Raw genomic sequence first — 15,427 nt, forward strand, 5'->3', positions numbered from 1 at the left:
CTGCCGGCAGGCGGCTGATGCTGCGCCGCAAGCCTATGCCGGAGCCGGACGATGCCCAGACCGAGGACACGGGCGGCCTGCGCGGGGCCGCGCGCCGCCTGGGCGAACGCGCCCGTCAGGACCCGCGCGTGCAGCAGGCCGCCGAGAGCCTGCGGGGCCGCCGCGAGGAGCTGCGTGCCAGCGGCCGCGAGCGCGCCGACGCCCGCCTGGAAGCCCTGATCGAGGCGCGCCGGGAGCGGCGGGGCGAAACGACCCCCCCCGAGGTCGCGGGCCTGCTCGAAGCCCGCCGCCGCGAGCGGGAGGCCCACGCCCGGCAGTTGCGCGAGCGCGCCGCCTTTCTGGAACAGGCCACCTCGCCTGAGGAGAGCCGGGTGCTGCGGCGTGTCGCCTCGGGCACCCCGCGCCTGGGCGGCGAGGACCCGGAGCCGCGCTACACCGAGCTGCTCGACACGCTCGCGCCCGGCGGCGACCCCGCGCGCGAGATGGCCGTCCACCGCGCGGTGTGGGCGCTGGCCGAGCGCCGCGTGCTGGCCGTCTCGCCGCATGGCGCCGTGCGCGCCGGGCCGCAGACCCTCGATCCCAAGACCCTGGACGCGCCGGACACCCGCCCGCCGGAGTAGTCCGCGCGCCCGGCCGCTAGACTCCGGCCATGTCCCTGCCCGACTCCGGCCGTTCCCTTCCGGAAGCCCCCCTGTCTCCCCCGACGGTCCTGGTGATCGTGGGGGGCAGCATGGCGGCCGTCAAGGCGCCGTCGGTGCTGCGGCGGCTGCGTGAGCGCGGAGCGCAGGTTCAAGTCATCGCGACGGCGGCCGCGCTGGAATTCATCACTGAACTGAGCCTCGCCACGGCGGCGGGCGGCCGCGTGGCGACCGAAGCGACCTGGTTCGCGGCCCGCCCCGACGCCCAGCACCTCACGCTGGCCCGCGCCGACGCCGCCGTGGTCGTGGGGGCCTCGGCCGACCTGCTGGCCCGCGCCGCCGGGGGCCACGCGGGCGACCTCGCCGCCGCGACCCTGCTGAGCGTCGCGGGGCCGGTGCTCTGGGTGCCCGCCATGAACGAGCGGATGTGGCACCACCCCGCCGTACAGGCCAACGCGGCGGCGCTGCGCGGCTGGGGCCACACCTTCCTGGGGCCGGAGGTCGGGGCCTTCGGCACGCTGGGCGAGGGCCGGGGCTTGGGCCGCATGGCCGAGCCGGAAGACATCGCGGCCGCCACGCTGGCCCTGCTCCCCCCCGCCCCGGCGGTCAGGGCGCAGGACCTCGCGGGCTGGCGGGTGGTCGTTTCGGCCGGGCCGACGCGCGAGTACCTCGACCCGGTGCGGTTCATCAGCAACCCCAGCAGCGGCAAGATGGGCTACGCGGTCGCCGAGGAGGCCCGCGACCGGGGCGCCGACGTGACGCTGGTCAGCGGCCCGGTTCAGCTGCCCCCGCCCGCCGGGGTCCGGACCGTGCCCATCGAGTCGGCGCTGGAACTGCGTGACGCCGTGCTCGACGCCGCGCGCGGGGCCGACCTCGTGGTCATGACGGCGGCGGTGGCCGACTACCGCGCCGCAGAGCAGGCCCAGGAGAAGCAGGCCAAGGTGGCGGGCGACGTGACCGTCCACCTCACCCCCAACCCCGACATCCTGGCCGAACTGGGGCGCGAAAAGGCGGGGCGGCTGCTGGTGGGCTTCGCGATGGAGACGCACGCCGGGATCGAGCGGGCCGCCGCCAAGGCCGCGCGCAAGAATGCCGACTTCATCCTGCTCAACTACCCCACGCGCGAGGGCACCGGCTTCGGCGGCGACGACAACGAGGTCACGCTCGTTCGCCCGGACGGCACCTCGGAAGCCTGGCCGCGCACCAGCAAACGCGAGGTCGCCCGGCGGCTGCTCGACGAGGCCCGGCAGTTGCGGGACTGAGGACGCGGGCCCACATCCGACCGGATGTTTGCTTTATTCATCTTCTATACATAACATGGCGCGATGCTCAGCAAGGACCAGCGCCAGAAACGGATTCAGGACATCATCATGCGCGAGAGCGTCTCGACGCAGGCCGATCTGGTGGGCCTGCTGCGCGCCGAGGGCATTCAGGTCACGCAGGCGACGGTCAGCCGCGACATCAACGAGCTGCGGCTGGTGCGCCTGCCCATCGGCAAGGGCCGCCACCGCTACGCCCTGGCGCAGTACGGCGCGCACGCCAACGTCGAGGAGCAGCTCACGCGCCTCTTTCAGAACTTCGTGCAGGACGTGGACCGGGGCGAGAATCTGCTGGTGATCCGCACCGCCGAGGGCCACGCCAGCGGGGTCGCCCTGCTGCTCGACCGCTGGCAGCGCGACGACATCGTGGGGACCATCGCCGGCGAGGACACCATCTTCGTGGTCGCCCGCACCACGACCGAGGGCGAGGCGCTCATGGAGGAGCTCAACGCCCTGATGCTGGGCTAGGGGGCTTGCCCGGGGCGCGGCGCGGTCCGCCCCCCCGACTCAGGGCACGTCGTCGTCGTCGAGCACCGGCACGTTGCCCACCGGCAGCTGCACATGGGCGGCGGTGCCCCGGCCGACCTCGCTCTCCAGCCAGATGCGGCCCCCGTGCGCGTCCACGATGCTGCGGGCGATGCTCAGGCCCAGGCCCGCGCCGCCCTGGTCGCGGCTGCGGCTGTCCTCGACGCGGTAGAAACGGTCGAAGAGCCGCGCCAGATGCTCGGCCGGGATGCCGGGACCGTCGTCGCGGACCGTCAGGCGCACCTCGCGGCCGTCTTCTTCGGCGCTGCTGGACATGGTGACGTGCTGCGCGCCCGCCTTCAGCGCGTTGCCCACCAGATTGATGATGACCTGTTTGAGCCGGTCGGGATCGCCCTCGAAGGGGATGTCGGGGCCGGTCGCCGTGAGGGCCGTCTGCTGGCCGCTCGCCAGCGGCGCGAGTTCGCGCGCCACCTCGCTCAGGAACAGGCCCGAGAAGACCGGCTGGCGCGTGAGGTTCACGACCCCGCTGTCCGAGCGCGCGAGTTGCAGCAGGCTGGCGATGAGGTTGGTCAATCTCTCGGACTCGCGCACGATGATGTTCAGGCTCTCGCGCTGCTGCCCGCTCGGCTCGGTGCGGCGCAGCAGATAGCTGGCGTGCCCGCTGATGGCCGTGACGGGTGTGCGCAGCTCGTGGCTGGCGTCACTGGTAAAGCGGCGCTGGGCCTCGAAACTGCTTTCCAGACGGTCGAGCATGGCGTTCAGCGAGCCAGCGAGCGCCTCGACCTCGTCATGGGTCTGCGGCACCGGCACGCGCTCGGTCAGGGTCTGTCCGCCGATGCGCTCGGCGGCCTGGCGCACCTGCCGCAGCGGGCGCAGCGCCTGCCCCGCGAGCACGTAGGCCCCCACCCCCGCCATGATCAGCCCGGTCAGGAACAGCAGCGCCAGCACGCTCTGGAGGGTGTTCACGGTGTCGTGGACCCCCGCGAGGCTGCGGCCCACGTATGTGATGGCGAAACTGGGCGGCGGCGCGTTCAGGGCGAGCGGGTCGGTTGGCGAGAGGTCAAGCTGCACCGGCCCCAGCGTCACCTGCACGCGGTAGGTGGTCGGCGTATCGGCCTGCGAGCCGAAGGCGTTCTGGATCTCGCGGGTCAGGGTAATGCGCCCGGCGGGCGACTCGACGAGCTGTGTCAGTTCGGCGTCGCTCAGGCGCAGCGGCTGGCTGGCGAGAAACCCGATCACCACGCGGCGACTGTCCATGAGCCGCCGGATGTAGGCGATGTTCTCCCGGCGCTGCTCGGGGGTGCGCCCAGGCCCGAGCGCCTCGATCAGCCAGTCGCGGTCGTAGAACACGAGGTCCTCGATCTGGATGATGTCGTTGGGAAACAGCCCGCGCGCGCGCGACACGAGCGGGATACTGCGGGCGCTGGTCTCGGCCGGGCTGTCGAAGCCCAGCTGGCTGACCAGTCCGGTGAATTGCCGCTGCGAGTCCGAGATGGCCGAATCCACGTTGCCCAGCAGGCTGCGCTGCATGAGGAGCAGGGCCGAGACCGCCACCAGCCCCAGCAGGAAGGCCAGCAGCGCCGTATACAGCAGCGTGAGACGCCAGCGCAGGGTCAGGTGCATGCCTGCCCCGCGCCGGCGTCTCGCCCGCTCCTGTTCTGCCGCGCCCTCACGCCCGGCAGTCTAGAGCAGCGCCCGGCGGCCGGAAGCGCGCTCACTCCTCGCGCAGCACGTAGCCGACGCCGCGCACGGTATGGATCAGCCGGCGCTCGCCTCCCTCCTCAAGCTTGCGGCGCAGGTAGCCGATATACACGTCCACGACATTGCTGCCTCCGGTGTATTCGGGCCAGACCTTCTCCTCGATCTCGAAGCGCGAGAAGACTTTGCCGGGATTGCGCGCCAGCAGTTCGAGCAGCTCGAATTCCTTGGCGCTCAGCTCCACGCGCCGACCACCCCGGAAGATCTCACGGCCGTCGAGGTTCATCACGAGGTCGGCCACACGCACCTCGCCGGTCACGGCCGGGTTCACGCGGCGCAGATGCGCGCGCACGCGGGCCAGCAGTTCCTCGATGGAAAAAGGCTTGATGAGGTAGTCGTCGGCCCCGGAATCCAGGCCCTCGACCTTGTCCTGAATGCCGTCCTTGGCCGTCAGGATGATGATGGGCGTGTTGCTCGTCTTGCGGATGCGCCGCGCGACCTCCAGGCCGTCGAGGACCGGCAGCATGAGGTCGAGGATGACGAGATCGGGGTTGACTTCGCGGAATTTGGAAAGACCCGTCACGCCGTCGAAGGCCACCTCGGTGGCGTAACCCTCGGCCGCGAGTTCCAGTTCTATGAAGCGGGCAATGTCTTTTTCATCTTCAATGACGAGGACCAGCGGCTTGCGTTCCATGCCGCCAGTCTAGAGAGCGTTCTCATGAGAAGGCGGGAGGTCTGGCTTAGCCGACTTTCATCTGGTTGTCGCGCAGGACGCGCCGGGCCTCGTAGACCTCGCAGATCTCCCCGAAGTCGCGCAGTTCCAGCGGCTCGCCCAGAAGCCCGAATTCCAGGCGCGCCGAGGCGGCGCAGCCCGACTGCACGATCTGACACACCAACGTCTGGCCGGGCTGCGCGCCGCCGCACAGCCGCCGCGCGAAATTGACCGGCAGGCCGTAGGCGCTGAGCTGCCCGCCGATATGCCCGGTGATGACCTCGCCGGACGTGACCGCCCCGCGCAGCTGCAGCGAGAGCCCCAGCAGCCCGGCCAGACGCAGCCGCGCGACGCGGCCATGGGCGTCGAGTGCCGCGAGCACCGCCGCTTCGGCCTGGTCCTGGGGCCAGAAGGCCAGGACGGCGTCACCCTGATGTTGCAGCACACAGCCGCCGTGGGCCTCGAAACTCAGGTACAGCAGCTGGACGAACTCGGCCATCAGGGCCGCGTAGTGATCGACCGGCAACCGCTGCGCCAGCGCCGTACTCCCCACCAGGTCCACCATGACGAAACAGGCCTGCTGGGTCGCCACGGGAGAGCTCGCTAGAGGAAGGAGAAGGTCGGCCATAAAGATGAGCCCATGATGGCAAAGATTCACCGACGAGTAAAGAGCGGCTTCCCCTCAAGTATGAAAGTTCCCTCTATATGTAAGGCGACAGCCTTCCAATGAATAGCGACATCTTCATTATTCGTTCGATCCTGAACGGTTTGATGGGCCTGAACTTCCGAGTGTCGTGCGCGACAGCGCGGACCACCTTCGGCTCACCGGGGAGGCCGGTCGCGTTGTTCAGCGCAGCCACCTCGATCTCGAAAGTCGCACTGGGCCGGACAGGGCCCGGTAGAGTCTGGCGACACGGAATCCCGCCGGGTCGCGGACACCTGTCGCCCCTGTCCGGCCTCTCTGCACCGACTGTCGAAGCAGTGAGCCCAGAAAGGAAATGCGCAGCGCCCCGACCCGGGCGGCACACTGGAGACGGCCTGGGATGCGGTGGGCAGCGAGACGGGCGAGCCGAGCAGGGAATCCGTCACTTTTTGCCGGGTGCCGCTGCGGAACGCGGGCGACATGAGCGTGCAGGGGTTCCAGGCCCCGGTCGAATTCGCTCGCAACTTCATCCCGGCTGTCCGGTAGGGCGCCAAGGCCCTCCGCAGTAACGCGCCCGAGCGCTTGTGACCGTGGCTGATCGGCGCGTTGGCCCACCACCTTCCCCGTCCGCCTAAGGCTGAAAAGCATGTCCGTGTGCGCCCAGAGCGCCACGCCTGAGCTGCCGCAGCCTGGGAACTGGCCGGTAGGTGCGGGAGAACCGGGGAGCAACGACGAGACGGAAAGAGCTTGAGGCCCCGAGCAGACGGTCCACCCTCCCGAAGAGTCGCCTCCAGGATTTCGGCGGAAGAACGAAGTCCGTCGCCGGGAAAAAATCGAGCACCCGTAGTCCTGTGGGACCCCCGATACGAACAAAGAAGAACCCCGCCGAAGCGGGGCACTTTATATCTGGTGGGCGGTATAGGATTTGAACCTACGACCCTTCGCGTGTGAAGCGAATGCTCTACCACTGAGCTAACCGCCCGAAATTGGAATTGCGCTGGTGGGCCCTGCCGGATTTGAACCGGCAACCAATCGGTTATGAGCCGACTGCTCTGACCGTTGAGCTAAGAGCCCGCACGACTGAGGCTGCGCGTTCGCCGAGTGCTGGGCACAAGGCGAGGGGAAGTGTAGCAATGGACTCCAGGCTTGTCAAACGTCGGGGACCGGCGTCCGGCGGCGAGTACAGTCTTGCTATGCATGTCGCGCACATAGCGTCCGAAGTCTTCCCCTTTTCCCGCTCCGGTGGTCTGGGCGACGTGGTGGGGGCATTGCCGGCCGTGCAGGCGGCCCAGGGCAGCGAGGTCACGGTGGTGTCGCCCTGGTACGCCAGTCTGGGCGGCGAGACCCCCGGGCACCTGTGGGCCGGCGACCTGCCGGAACTGGGCGGCGCGCTGGGTCTGGGCGACGCCCCCCATGTCTGGGTGGGCGAGGTGCGGCGCGGCGGCGTGCGTTACCTCTTCATCGGCCTGTCGCCCTTTTCGCGGCCAGGGCTGTACCACGACGACGACGTGTGGCGCTACTGCGCCTTCGGGCAGGCCGTGCTGCCGGTCCTGCGCCGCCTGGGGACCGTGCCGGACGTGGTCCACGGCCACGACTGGCAGGCCGGTCTAGTCGTGGCGCACGCGCAGCTCGCGGGCCTTGCCACGGTCTTCAGCGTGCACAACCTGCAATACCAGGGCAAGTGGAATTTCGCCGAGGGAAGCCGCTGGACCGGTCTGCCCGACTGGGCGCTGGGGCCGGACGGCCTGGAGAAGGACGGCGACGTCAACCTGATGAAAGCGGGGCTGACCTTCGCCGACCGCGTGACCACCGTCAGCCCGACCTACGCCCAGGAGATCACCACGCCGCAGTACGGCGAGGGCCTGGAGGACCTGCTGGGAGGCCTCGCGCGCCAGGGCCGCCTGAGCGGCATCCTGAACGGGCTGGACCAGGAGCGCTGGGACCCGCGTACCGACCCCGACATCACGCCCTACGGGGACCTCGCGGGCAAGGCGGCGGCGACGGCGGCCCTGCGCGCCGAGTTCGGGCTGGACAGCGCGCCGGTCCTGGCGACGGTCAGCCGGCTGGCGGGCCAGAAGGGCATGGACCTGCTGATCGAGGCGCTGCCCGCCCTGACCCCCGACTGGAACGTGGTCGTGCTGGGCGGCGGCGACCCGCTGCTGGAGGCCGCACTGACCGGCTGGGCGCAGCACCCGCGCGTGGCCTTCGCGCAGGGCATGAACGAGGCGCTGGCCCACCGCATCTATGCCGGGGCCGACGCCTTCGCCATGCCCAGCCGCTTTGAGCCGTGCGGCCTGTCGCAGATGATCGCCATGCGCTACGGCACCCTGCCGGTCGTGCGCGAGACGGGCGGACTGGTGGACACCGTGCCGCACGACGTGGGCTTCCGCTTTGCCGAGGCCGAGCCGCAGGCGCTGGCCGCCGCGTGTACCGAAACCCTGGCCGCGTACCGGCAGCCCGGCGACTGGGCGGGGCGGGTAGAGCGCGCCATGCGCCTCGACTTCAGCTGGGACGGTCCGGCGCGGCACTATCTGGCGCTGTACCGCTCGCTGCGCTGAAGGTCTCCTCCAGAAAAGGCAGCAGCGCCGCCGTAAAGGCCTCGGGGGCGTCGAGATTCGAGAGGTGGGCGGCGCCGGGCAACACCTCGCAGCGCCCACCCGCCAGGTCGGCCATCTCCTGGGCGCGTTCCGGCGGCGTGAGGGTGTCCTGTGCCCCCACCAGCGTGAGCACCGGCAGCCGCAAGCCGCGCAGGGTGTCCCGGTGCTCCTGCCGCGCGGCCATCGCCCGCAGCGCCCCCGCCACCCCGGCAGGCGTCGCCATCTCGACCATCGGGCGGATGCGCTCGAAGGTGGGGGGCCAGTGTTCCTCACGCGCCGCGTCCACCAGGAAATCGGTGCCCTCGGCCAGCGCGCGCCGCGCCTGCTCGTGGCGGGCCTGGACCTTCTCGGGCGGGTCGGTGCGGGCGGTCGTGTCGGCCAGCACGGCGGCGAGAAAACGCTCCGGGGCCTGGGCCAGCAGCTCCAGCCCCAGGTAGCCGCCCATGCTCAGGCCGACCAGGGCCAGCGGCTCCGGGGGCAGCGCGGCCAGGAGGTCGGCCGCCGCGCCGGGCAGGGACACCAGCGCGCCGGGCTGGCCGCCGAAGCCCGGGAGGTCGGGGGCCAGGACCGTCCAGCCGGCGGCTTCGAGCGCGCGGCGCTGCTCGCCCCACATCGCGGCCGAGAGCGGGTAGGCGTGCAGCAGCAGGACGGTCCGGGCAGGGGGCATGGCCCAGGGTAGGGTGGCGCGGCGGGAACCGGCCTTCAGGCGACCTTGAGGGGGCCGGCGGGATAGCCTCCGGGGGATGATGTTTGACGTAACCGTCCGGCCCGCCGCCCCGGCCGACCTGCCCCCCCTGCTCGCCGCGCTGTACGGCGCGCCCGAAGAGGACGTCGCCTGGATGGCCGACACCCTGAGCGCCGCCTGGACCGCCCACGCCCCCGGCGGCGAGGTGCTGGGGGCCGTGGGCCTGCGTCCCAGTCCGGCCAACGGGGCCGAGCTGCTGGGCGGCGCGCTGGCCCACCCCCAGGGCCGCGACCACGAAGACGCCGTGGGGGTAGCCCTGGCCCGCACCGCCCACCTGGAGGGCGGCCGGGTCTACGCCTTCGCGGACGGCCACCTCTTCTCGGCGGCGGCGCTGCGGGCGGCGGGCTACCGCGAGGCCGCCGCCTACCGCCTGCTCGCCGGGCCGACCCCCCAGGCCGCGCCCCAGGTGCCGCCGGGCTTCACGCTGCGGCCCCTGACCGACGTGCCCGACCTCGCTGCCCGCCTGGACGCCCTGGCGACCTACGAGGACCGTCTGGGTCATCACGCCGTGAGTCCGGCGGCGGCCGGGGACGGCGCGGGCGGTTACGACCCGGCCCTGAGCCTGATCGCGCTCGACGCCTCGGGGAGGGCCGCCGGCATCTGCCGCGCCGCGCCGGAGGAGGGCTACGCGCGCATCGACGCGCCGGGGGTGCGCCCGGACCTGAGACACGGTGGGCCGGCGGGCGGCGACCTGCGCGCCGCGCTGCTGCTGGGCGTGTGCGCGCTGGCCCGCGCGCGCGGCTTCGGGGACGTGAGCGTCGAGGGCTGGGGCGACACGCCGGCCGAACTCGCCGCCGACCTCGCGCTGGGGCTGGAGGTGGAGATCGAGAACCCGATCTATGTGGCCCCCTGAAGCTTCCCGGCAGCGGGGGCTGATAAGCTGGCGCGCGTGAATCTCGCGGTGGTCCTCGTCTCTCCGAAAACACCCGGCAACGTGGGGGCGGCGGCCCGCGCGATGCTGAACATGGGGGCCTCCGACCTGCGGATCGTGGCCCCGCGCTGCGACTACCTCGATTCGCAGGCGGTGGCGATGGCGGTCCACGCGGCCGACCTGCTGCGCGGCGCGCGGGTGTACCCCACCCTGCGCGAGGCCCTGGCCGACCGCGACGTCAGCGTGGGCACCTCGGCCCGCATCCGCGCCGACCTGCCCGCCCCCCAGCACCCGGCCCAGATCCGGCCGCTGGTGCGGGGCGCGGCGGCCCCGGCGCTGGTGTTCGGCCCCGAGGAGACCGGGCTGGTGAACAGCGACCTGGAGCAGTGTCAGGTGACGGTGCGCATTCCGACCGGCGACTACGCCAGCCTCAACCTCGCGCAGGCCGTACTGCTGGTGTGCTACGAGTTCTTGCAGGGCGTGGACGAGGTGCCCGAGCACACACGCAAGACCGCCACCCGCGAGGAGATGGAGTCTACCTACGGCCACCTTCAGGAGGTCATGCACCTCATCGGCTACACCGACGCCGTGCGCGCCCGGCACACGCTGCGGCTGTGGCGCAAGCTGCTCGACCGGGCCCACATGACCAGCGCCGAAAGCCGCCTGTTCCGGGGGCTGCTGCGGCAGGTGCAGTGGAAAGTCGGCAGTGTCCCCGGCGCCGCGCAGCCGGAGCCCCTGCCGGAACCGGACCACGCCGACGACCGCTGAGCCGGAGACACCGCCCGGGGACACGGAAGAAACGCGGTCCTTTGCCTATGCTGCGGGCATGACCGACCGGCCCGCCCCTGCCCCGCCGCCTGTGCCCCTGCCCGCCCCGCCCGCCACGCAGGCGCTGCCCGCTCCGGCGCAGCTGTCGGACCGGGTGCGGCTGGTGCGCAACACGCTGCCTCCCCTGATCCTGCTCGTGGTGGTGGTGGTCGAGCTGCTCATCGCGCAGCTGCGCAGCCCGGGCGCGGAGCTCTGGGCCCACCTGCTGTTCTACGGCCTGGTGGGGCCGGCCGTGACCTTTTTCAGTGTCGAGTGGATCGCCGAGGGCACCCGCGCGCGCGAGCGGGCCGAGCGTGAGCTGCGCGCCCTGTACGGCGAACTGAGCGCCTCGCACGGGCGGCTGCGGGCCGTGCAGGAACTCATGCGCGACCTCGCCGAGGCCCCCGACCAGGGCGCGGTGCTGGAGGTCGCGGCGCGCGGCGCGGTGCGCGTGACCGGCGCCACGCACGCCACGCTGACGGTGCCCGGCGGCCTGAGCGGCACGGCGCGCGGCGACACCCTGCTGGCCTCGCCCAGCGCCGATCTGCACCCCCTGAAGGTGCCGATTCCGGGGGGGGGCGCGCTCGCCCTGCACTTTGAGGCCCCCCCCGGCCCCGACACCGAGACGCTGGCGCAGGCGCTGGCCGCCGAGGTCGCCAACGGGGTCGAGGCCGCCCGGCAGCGCACCCTGGACCTGATGACCCTGCACTCGGTGGACCAGAGCATCCGCGCCGAGCGCAACATGCGCCGGCTGCTCTCGCGCATCACGCGCAACATGGCCGCGCGCCTGAACGTGACGGCGCGCGCGGCGTACCTCACCGACCAGGACGGCGTGCTGCGGCTGGAATACGCCGAGGACGAGCGCGGCGAGGCGGTCGGCGGCAGCCCGGCCCCCGCCTTCGCGCTGCGGGTCGCGGAGGCAGGCAAGCCCCTGATCGCGCAGGAGGCCGAGGCGGTGGACGTCTTTCCGGGGGCCCGCAGCGCGCTGGGGCTGCCGATGCTCAACGAGGACGGCCTGCTGGGCGTGCTGGTGCTGGGCGACAGCCGCGAGGGGGCCTTCACCGAGACGCGGGTGCCCCTGCTGGCCCTGATGGCCGGGCAGGCCACGCTGGCGGTGCGCAACGCCCGCGCCTACCTGTATTCCGAAGAACTGGCGATCAGCGACGAGCGCGCCCGCATCGCCCGCGAGATCCACGACGGGGTGGCGCAGTCGCTGGCCTTCGCGGCCCTGAAGCTCGACGTGGTGTCGCGCCAGCTGCGCAGCGACCCCGACCGCGCCGAGGCCGAGGTGCGCGCGGCCGGATCGCTGCTGCGCGAGCAGATCCGCGAGGTGCGCCGGTCCATCTTCGCGCTGCGGCCCATCGACCTCGAACGGTACGGTCTGCTGGAAACGGTGCGGCGCTACGTGCTGGACTTCGGCGAGCAGAACAACCTGCGGACCACGCTGGATTTCGGCGGCCTGGAAGACAGCGGCGAGCTGCACCTCGCGCCCGGCGACGAGGCGATGGTCTTCCGGCTGGTGCAGGAGAGCCTGAACAACGTCGCCAAGCACGCCCGCGCCCGCGAGGTCAGCGTGAGCCTGCTGGGCGGCCCCCGCGTGCGGCTGCGCGTACAGGACGACGGCGTGGGCTTCGATCCGGACAGCATCACCGGCCGCGTCAGCAGCGCGGGCGGCCTGGGCCTGATCCAGATGCGCGAGCGGATCGAGGCGCGCGGCGGGCGCTATCAGGTCCACTCGGCCCCAGGCGGAGGCACGCTCGTCGAGGCCGAGGTGCCGCAGACCTGAAGTCGGGGCAGGCAGCGCGCCCCGGGGGGGCGTGGTTCGCCCGGACCATAAATAGTGCGGAGCCCCCCGCAGCGGCCCCCCTGACGTTCAGCCCGTCAGCACGAAGCCGTGCAGCGGCGGCAGCGTGCGGAAGCGTACCCAGTCGCCGGGCCGCGCAGCGGGCAGCGCCGAGTAGGCCGACAGTACCAGCGGCAGCCGGGCGCGCACCACCCAGCTGCGCCCCAGCACCTGCTCGATCTGCCCGCAGCCCTCGGCCGCCGAGATTCCCACCAGGGTCAGGGTCTCGCCCTGCGGCGCGTCCTGACCCAGCACCTCGGTCGCGGGCAGGTCCAGCAGGCCGTTCACGACGACCCGCGCCGGGCCGGGAGGCGCGGCGTAGGGGCCGCAGCGGTCGAACAGATACAGGACCCGGCCCCCCGCCGCGAACTCCAGCAGGGGGCTGCCCTCGGGCTGGGGGTACAGCAGGCCACTCGCGGCGTATTCGCCGTAGCGGGCCATGAATTCGGCCTCGGAGTTTTCCAGGGCGCGCGGTTCGGCGGAGCGTTCCTGGGTCAAGCGGGACTCCGGAGGCGGCGGGCGCGGGACATGGCCCGGATTCTAGGGCATCCGGCCGCCGTCTCCCCCCCTGCCCGGCTGGTCCCGGTCCTCCGGAGCGGCGGCCTCCAGCCACCCCAGGTCGGGGCGCGCGCCCCCCAGACGGTCCAGGCAGGCGTCGGCGCGCTCCAGGGCGAAGGTGCCCTCGACCTCCCGCAGGATATGGATGAGGACCAGCCCGCACAGGCGCTCGAGCTGCGCCCAGGCCAGCGATTCCGGCGGCCGGGCGTCGCGGGCGCGCGACAGCAGGGTGAGGGCCAGCCGCTCGTCGCCCTCTACAAAGGCGAGGGCGGCCTGGGGGGGAACCAGGGCCGCCCATGCCGCAGGACCGTCCATCAGGTCAGGGTGCGCCACGCCACGTCGGCGACCACACCGGCCAGCATCGTCAGGGCCAGCCACATGTTGGCGTCGAAGAAGGCCACGTTGGCGCGCGTCAGGTCGTCCGGGTTCACGATGCGGTGCTCGTAGAACAGGATGCCGCCCATCGCCAGCGCGGCGAGGTAGTACCAGAAGCTCGCCCCGCTGAGCACGCCGACCAGCAGCAGCAGGGCGAAGGTCAGGGCGTGGCTCACGGCGGCGATCTTCAGGGCGCGGGGGATGCCGAAGCGCGCCGGGATGCTCTTGACGCCGTTGGCGAGGTCGAAGCGGTAGTCCATCGTCGCGTAGATCACGTCCAGCCCGACCATCCAGAAGATGACGACCGCCCACAGCGCCCAGGCCGGCGGGTCGAAGTGCCCGGTCACGGCGATCCAGCCGCCCGCCGCCGCCGCCCCGTCGGTGATGCCCAGCCACACGTGGCACAGCCAGGTGTAGCGCTTGGTGTACGGGTAGCCGATCAGAAAGACCAGGGCGAGTGGCAGCAGCACCAGACACAGCGGGTTGAGCTGCGCCGCCGCGAAGGCCAGCACGACCACGCTGAGGCCCACCAGGGTCCAGGCCTGCGCGGGCGAGACCTTGCCGCTGGGCACCTCGCGGCCGGCGGTACGCGGGTTGCGCGCGTCGATGAAGCGGTCGATGACCCGGTTGGCACCCATCGCCGCCGTGCGGGCCGCCGCCATCGCCACCGTCACCCAGATCAGGGTGTGCCAGCCGGGCCAGCCGGTGCCGCGCGCGCTCATGCTCGCCAGCAGCATCCCGGCGTAGGCGAAGGGCAGCGCGAACACGGTGTGTTCGAACTTCACCAGTTCCAGATAGGTCTTGATCCGTCCCGTAGCGCTCACCACGCCCCGCCTGTCCACTCGGCGCTGCCTGCCCACTCGACGCTTCTCACAGCCACGCAGCATAGCGGCCCGGCGAGGGTGGGCGCTCAGAAGCACTCACAATCGCCGGGCCGCCGGGGCCGCGCGGGCTTATTTGGGCTGCGCCAGACGGTCGAGCACCAGACGGCTGACGCCCTTGAGCGTCTCGAAGACGCCGACGCCCTGGCTGGCCGAGGACTCGTACATGGGCAGCTCGCGCTTGGGGTCGATGACCGCGCGGATCATGTCCACCGGCAGCGCGCCGGGCACGTCGCGCTTGTTGACCTGGAGCACGATGGGCACGTCGCGGATGTCGATGCCGTGCTCCTGGAGGTTCTCGCGCAGGTTGCGCATGCTCTCGGCGTTGGCGCGCAGGCGGTTGGGCGAGCTGTCGGCCACGAACACGATGCCGTCCACGCCGCGCAGGATCAGCTTGCGGCTGGCGTTGTAGAAGACCTGTCCCGGCACGGTGTAGAGGTGGAAGCGGGTCTTGAAGCCCTGCACGCTGCCGAGATCGAGCGGCAGGAAGTCGAAGAACAGCGTGCGCTCGTCCTCGGTCGCCAGGGAGACCATCTCGCCGCGCTGGTGGCCGGGCACGCGGCCGAACACGTACTTGAGGTTGGTGGTCTTGCCGCACATGCCGGGGCCGTAGTAGACGATCTTGCAGTTGATCTCGCGGGCAGCGAAGTTGATGGTGCTCAAGGGGGGGCTCACCTCCGGTGAGGCGCGCGGGGACGCGCGAAAAGGCAAAGGAAACGCGGACAGCAGGCGGTCGGGAGGGACGCTTAGCCCAGGAGGTCGTCGAGCAGCGCGCTGGCCCCCTTGGAAAAGTCGTCGCCCAGTTCCGGCTGGGGCGCGTCGGCCAATTCGTCGAGAATCTCCCCGATCTTGGGGATGGTCTTGCGGGCGTACACCTTGACCTTGCCCAGCGCCACACTGCTGTCGAAGATGAGGGTCAGCAGCGCCTGATCCCCGACCGACTCCACGTACAGCGTGCCGTTCTCGCCCTGGTGGGTCTGTTCGGAGAAAGTGCGTTCGCCCAGCATGTTCGCCAGCGCGGCGGTCGCGGCGGCGTTGCTGGCGACCAGCGTGGCGACGCTGTCGAGCGCGGGTGGGCGGGGCGCCCACAGGGCTTCTTTGTGCGACAGCACGAAGCCCTTGCGGTCGACAAGCAGGCAATAGCGGACTCCGGTGGCGGCCAGCAGTTCTTCGAGGTGCTGGTCCACCCGGGCGAACGCGTCGCCGTAAAGGTCAAGCGAAGGCTCAATCATGGCCCCCCAACTCTAAGGGCCG

The 15,427-nt window shown here is 71.7% G+C and carries 16 protein-coding genes and 2 tRNA genes; 7 read left to right on the top strand and 11 right to left on the bottom strand.

Annotated elements, in window-relative coordinates; genetic code table 11:
* The first annotated feature begins 17 nt into the window (after positions 1–17).
* From DGO_RS12230 to argR, 3 genes are all read left to right on the top strand, one after another.
* A complete protein-coding gene (locus DGO_RS12230; protein ID WP_050920803.1) occupies positions 18–620 on the top strand; it encodes a hypothetical protein in 603 nt (200 codons plus the stop codon).
* A 110-nt stretch (positions 621–730) separates the two neighbouring features.
* Positions 731–1,900: a bifunctional phosphopantothenoylcysteine decarboxylase/phosphopantothenate--cysteine ligase CoaBC gene (gene coaBC / locus DGO_RS12235; protein ID WP_043803801.1), complete on the top strand. Its 1,170-nt coding sequence runs from the start codon at positions 731–733 to the stop codon at positions 1,898–1,900.
* A gap of 63 nt (positions 1,901–1,963) precedes the next feature.
* Positions 1,964–2,425, top strand: a complete 462-nt coding sequence (gene argR / locus DGO_RS12240; protein ID WP_043802283.1) for an arginine repressor — start codon at positions 1,964–1,966, stop codon at positions 2,423–2,425.
* A gap of 39 nt (positions 2,426–2,464) precedes the next feature.
* Here the strand turns inward: argR and DGO_RS12245 are convergent, their stop codons facing one another.
* From DGO_RS12245 to DGO_RS12265, 5 genes are all read right to left on the bottom strand, one after another.
* Positions 2,465–4,066: a sensor histidine kinase gene (locus DGO_RS12245; RefSeq protein WP_050920804.1), complete on the bottom strand. Its 1,602-nt coding sequence runs from the start codon at positions 4,064–4,066 to the stop codon at positions 2,465–2,467.
* 91 nt (positions 4,067–4,157) lie between these two features.
* Entirely contained in the window at positions 4,158–4,835 is a 678-nt protein-coding gene (locus DGO_RS12250) for a response regulator transcription factor (RefSeq protein WP_010887388.1), read from the bottom strand.
* Positions 4,836–4,881: 46 nt separating this feature from the next.
* On the bottom strand, positions 4,882–5,445 hold the full coding sequence (locus DGO_RS12255) for an adenylate/guanylate cyclase domain-containing protein (RefSeq protein ID WP_145975323.1): 564 nt from the start codon (positions 5,443–5,445) through the stop codon (positions 4,882–4,884).
* A 958-nt stretch (positions 5,446–6,403) separates the two neighbouring features.
* Positions 6,404–6,478, bottom strand: a tRNA-Val gene (locus DGO_RS12260).
* Positions 6,479–6,494: 16 nt separating this feature from the next.
* Positions 6,495–6,570: transfer RNA gene (locus tag DGO_RS12265), tRNA-Ile, on the bottom strand.
* A 119-nt stretch (positions 6,571–6,689) separates the two neighbouring features.
* Between DGO_RS12265 and DGO_RS12270 the strand changes: the two genes are divergently transcribed.
* Positions 6,690–8,054 (top strand): glycogen synthase, encoded by a 1,365-nt coding sequence (locus tag DGO_RS12270; RefSeq protein ID WP_014685842.1) that lies wholly within the window; start codon positions 6,690–6,692, stop codon positions 8,052–8,054.
* On the opposite strand, the gene DGO_RS12275 is transcribed toward DGO_RS12270, so the two are convergent.
* A complete protein-coding gene (locus DGO_RS12275) occupies positions 7,999–8,760 on the bottom strand; it encodes an alpha/beta fold hydrolase (RefSeq protein ID WP_050920805.1) in 762 nt (253 codons plus the stop codon). The two genes, DGO_RS12270 and DGO_RS12275, sit on opposite strands and share 56 nt — an antisense overlap.
* Before the next feature lie 76 nt (positions 8,761–8,836).
* On the opposite strand from DGO_RS12275, the gene DGO_RS12280 reads away from it, so the two are divergent.
* The 3 genes from DGO_RS12280 to DGO_RS12290 are packed head-to-tail and all read left to right on the top strand — an operon-like array spanning position 8,837 to position 12,302.
* The gene (locus DGO_RS12280; protein ID WP_050920806.1) at positions 8,837–9,691 is read left to right on the top strand and encodes a hypothetical protein; all 855 of its coding nucleotides are present in this window, start codon (positions 8,837–8,839) and stop codon (positions 9,689–9,691) included.
* Positions 9,692–9,727: 36 nt separating this feature from the next.
* A complete protein-coding gene (locus tag DGO_RS12285; RefSeq protein WP_014685845.1) occupies positions 9,728–10,477 on the top strand; it encodes an RNA methyltransferase in 750 nt (249 codons plus the stop codon).
* A gap of 58 nt (positions 10,478–10,535) precedes the next feature.
* Positions 10,536–12,302 carry a GAF domain-containing sensor histidine kinase gene (locus DGO_RS12290; protein ID WP_083847288.1) on the top strand — a complete coding sequence of 589 codons (1,767 nt, stop codon included), beginning with the start codon at positions 10,536–10,538 and terminating at the stop codon, positions 12,300–12,302.
* 87 nt (positions 12,303–12,389) lie between these two features.
* Here the strand turns inward: DGO_RS12290 and DGO_RS12295 are convergent, their stop codons facing one another.
* From DGO_RS12295 to mglB, 5 genes are all read right to left on the bottom strand, one after another.
* Entirely contained in the window at positions 12,390–12,800 is a 411-nt protein-coding gene (locus DGO_RS12295) for a hypothetical protein (RefSeq protein ID WP_014685847.1), read from the bottom strand.
* Positions 12,801–12,899: 99 nt separating this feature from the next.
* Positions 12,900–13,232, bottom strand: coding sequence for a hypothetical protein (locus DGO_RS12300; protein ID WP_050920807.1), 333 nt, complete (start codon positions 13,230–13,232; stop codon positions 12,900–12,902).
* On the bottom strand, positions 13,232–14,116 hold the full coding sequence (gene mqnP / locus DGO_RS12305) for a menaquinone biosynthesis prenyltransferase MqnP (protein WP_043803809.1): 885 nt from the start codon (positions 14,114–14,116) through the stop codon (positions 13,232–13,234). Before mqnP ends, DGO_RS12300 begins: the two co-directional genes overlap by 1 nt.
* Before the next feature lie 129 nt (positions 14,117–14,245).
* Entirely contained in the window at positions 14,246–14,836 is a 591-nt protein-coding gene (mglA, locus tag DGO_RS12310) for a GTPase MglA (RefSeq protein ID WP_014685849.1), read from the bottom strand.
* 83 nt (positions 14,837–14,919) lie between these two features.
* Entirely contained in the window at positions 14,920–15,405 is a 486-nt protein-coding gene (gene mglB, locus DGO_RS12315; protein ID WP_014685850.1) for a GTPase-activating protein MglB, read from the bottom strand.
* Between the last annotated feature and the right edge of the window lie 22 nt (positions 15,406–15,427).

Origin of the sequence: Deinococcus gobiensis I-0, from assembly GCF_000252445.1 — a bacterium.
Taxonomy (GTDB): domain Bacteria; phylum Deinococcota; class Deinococci; order Deinococcales; family Deinococcaceae; genus Deinococcus; species Deinococcus gobiensis.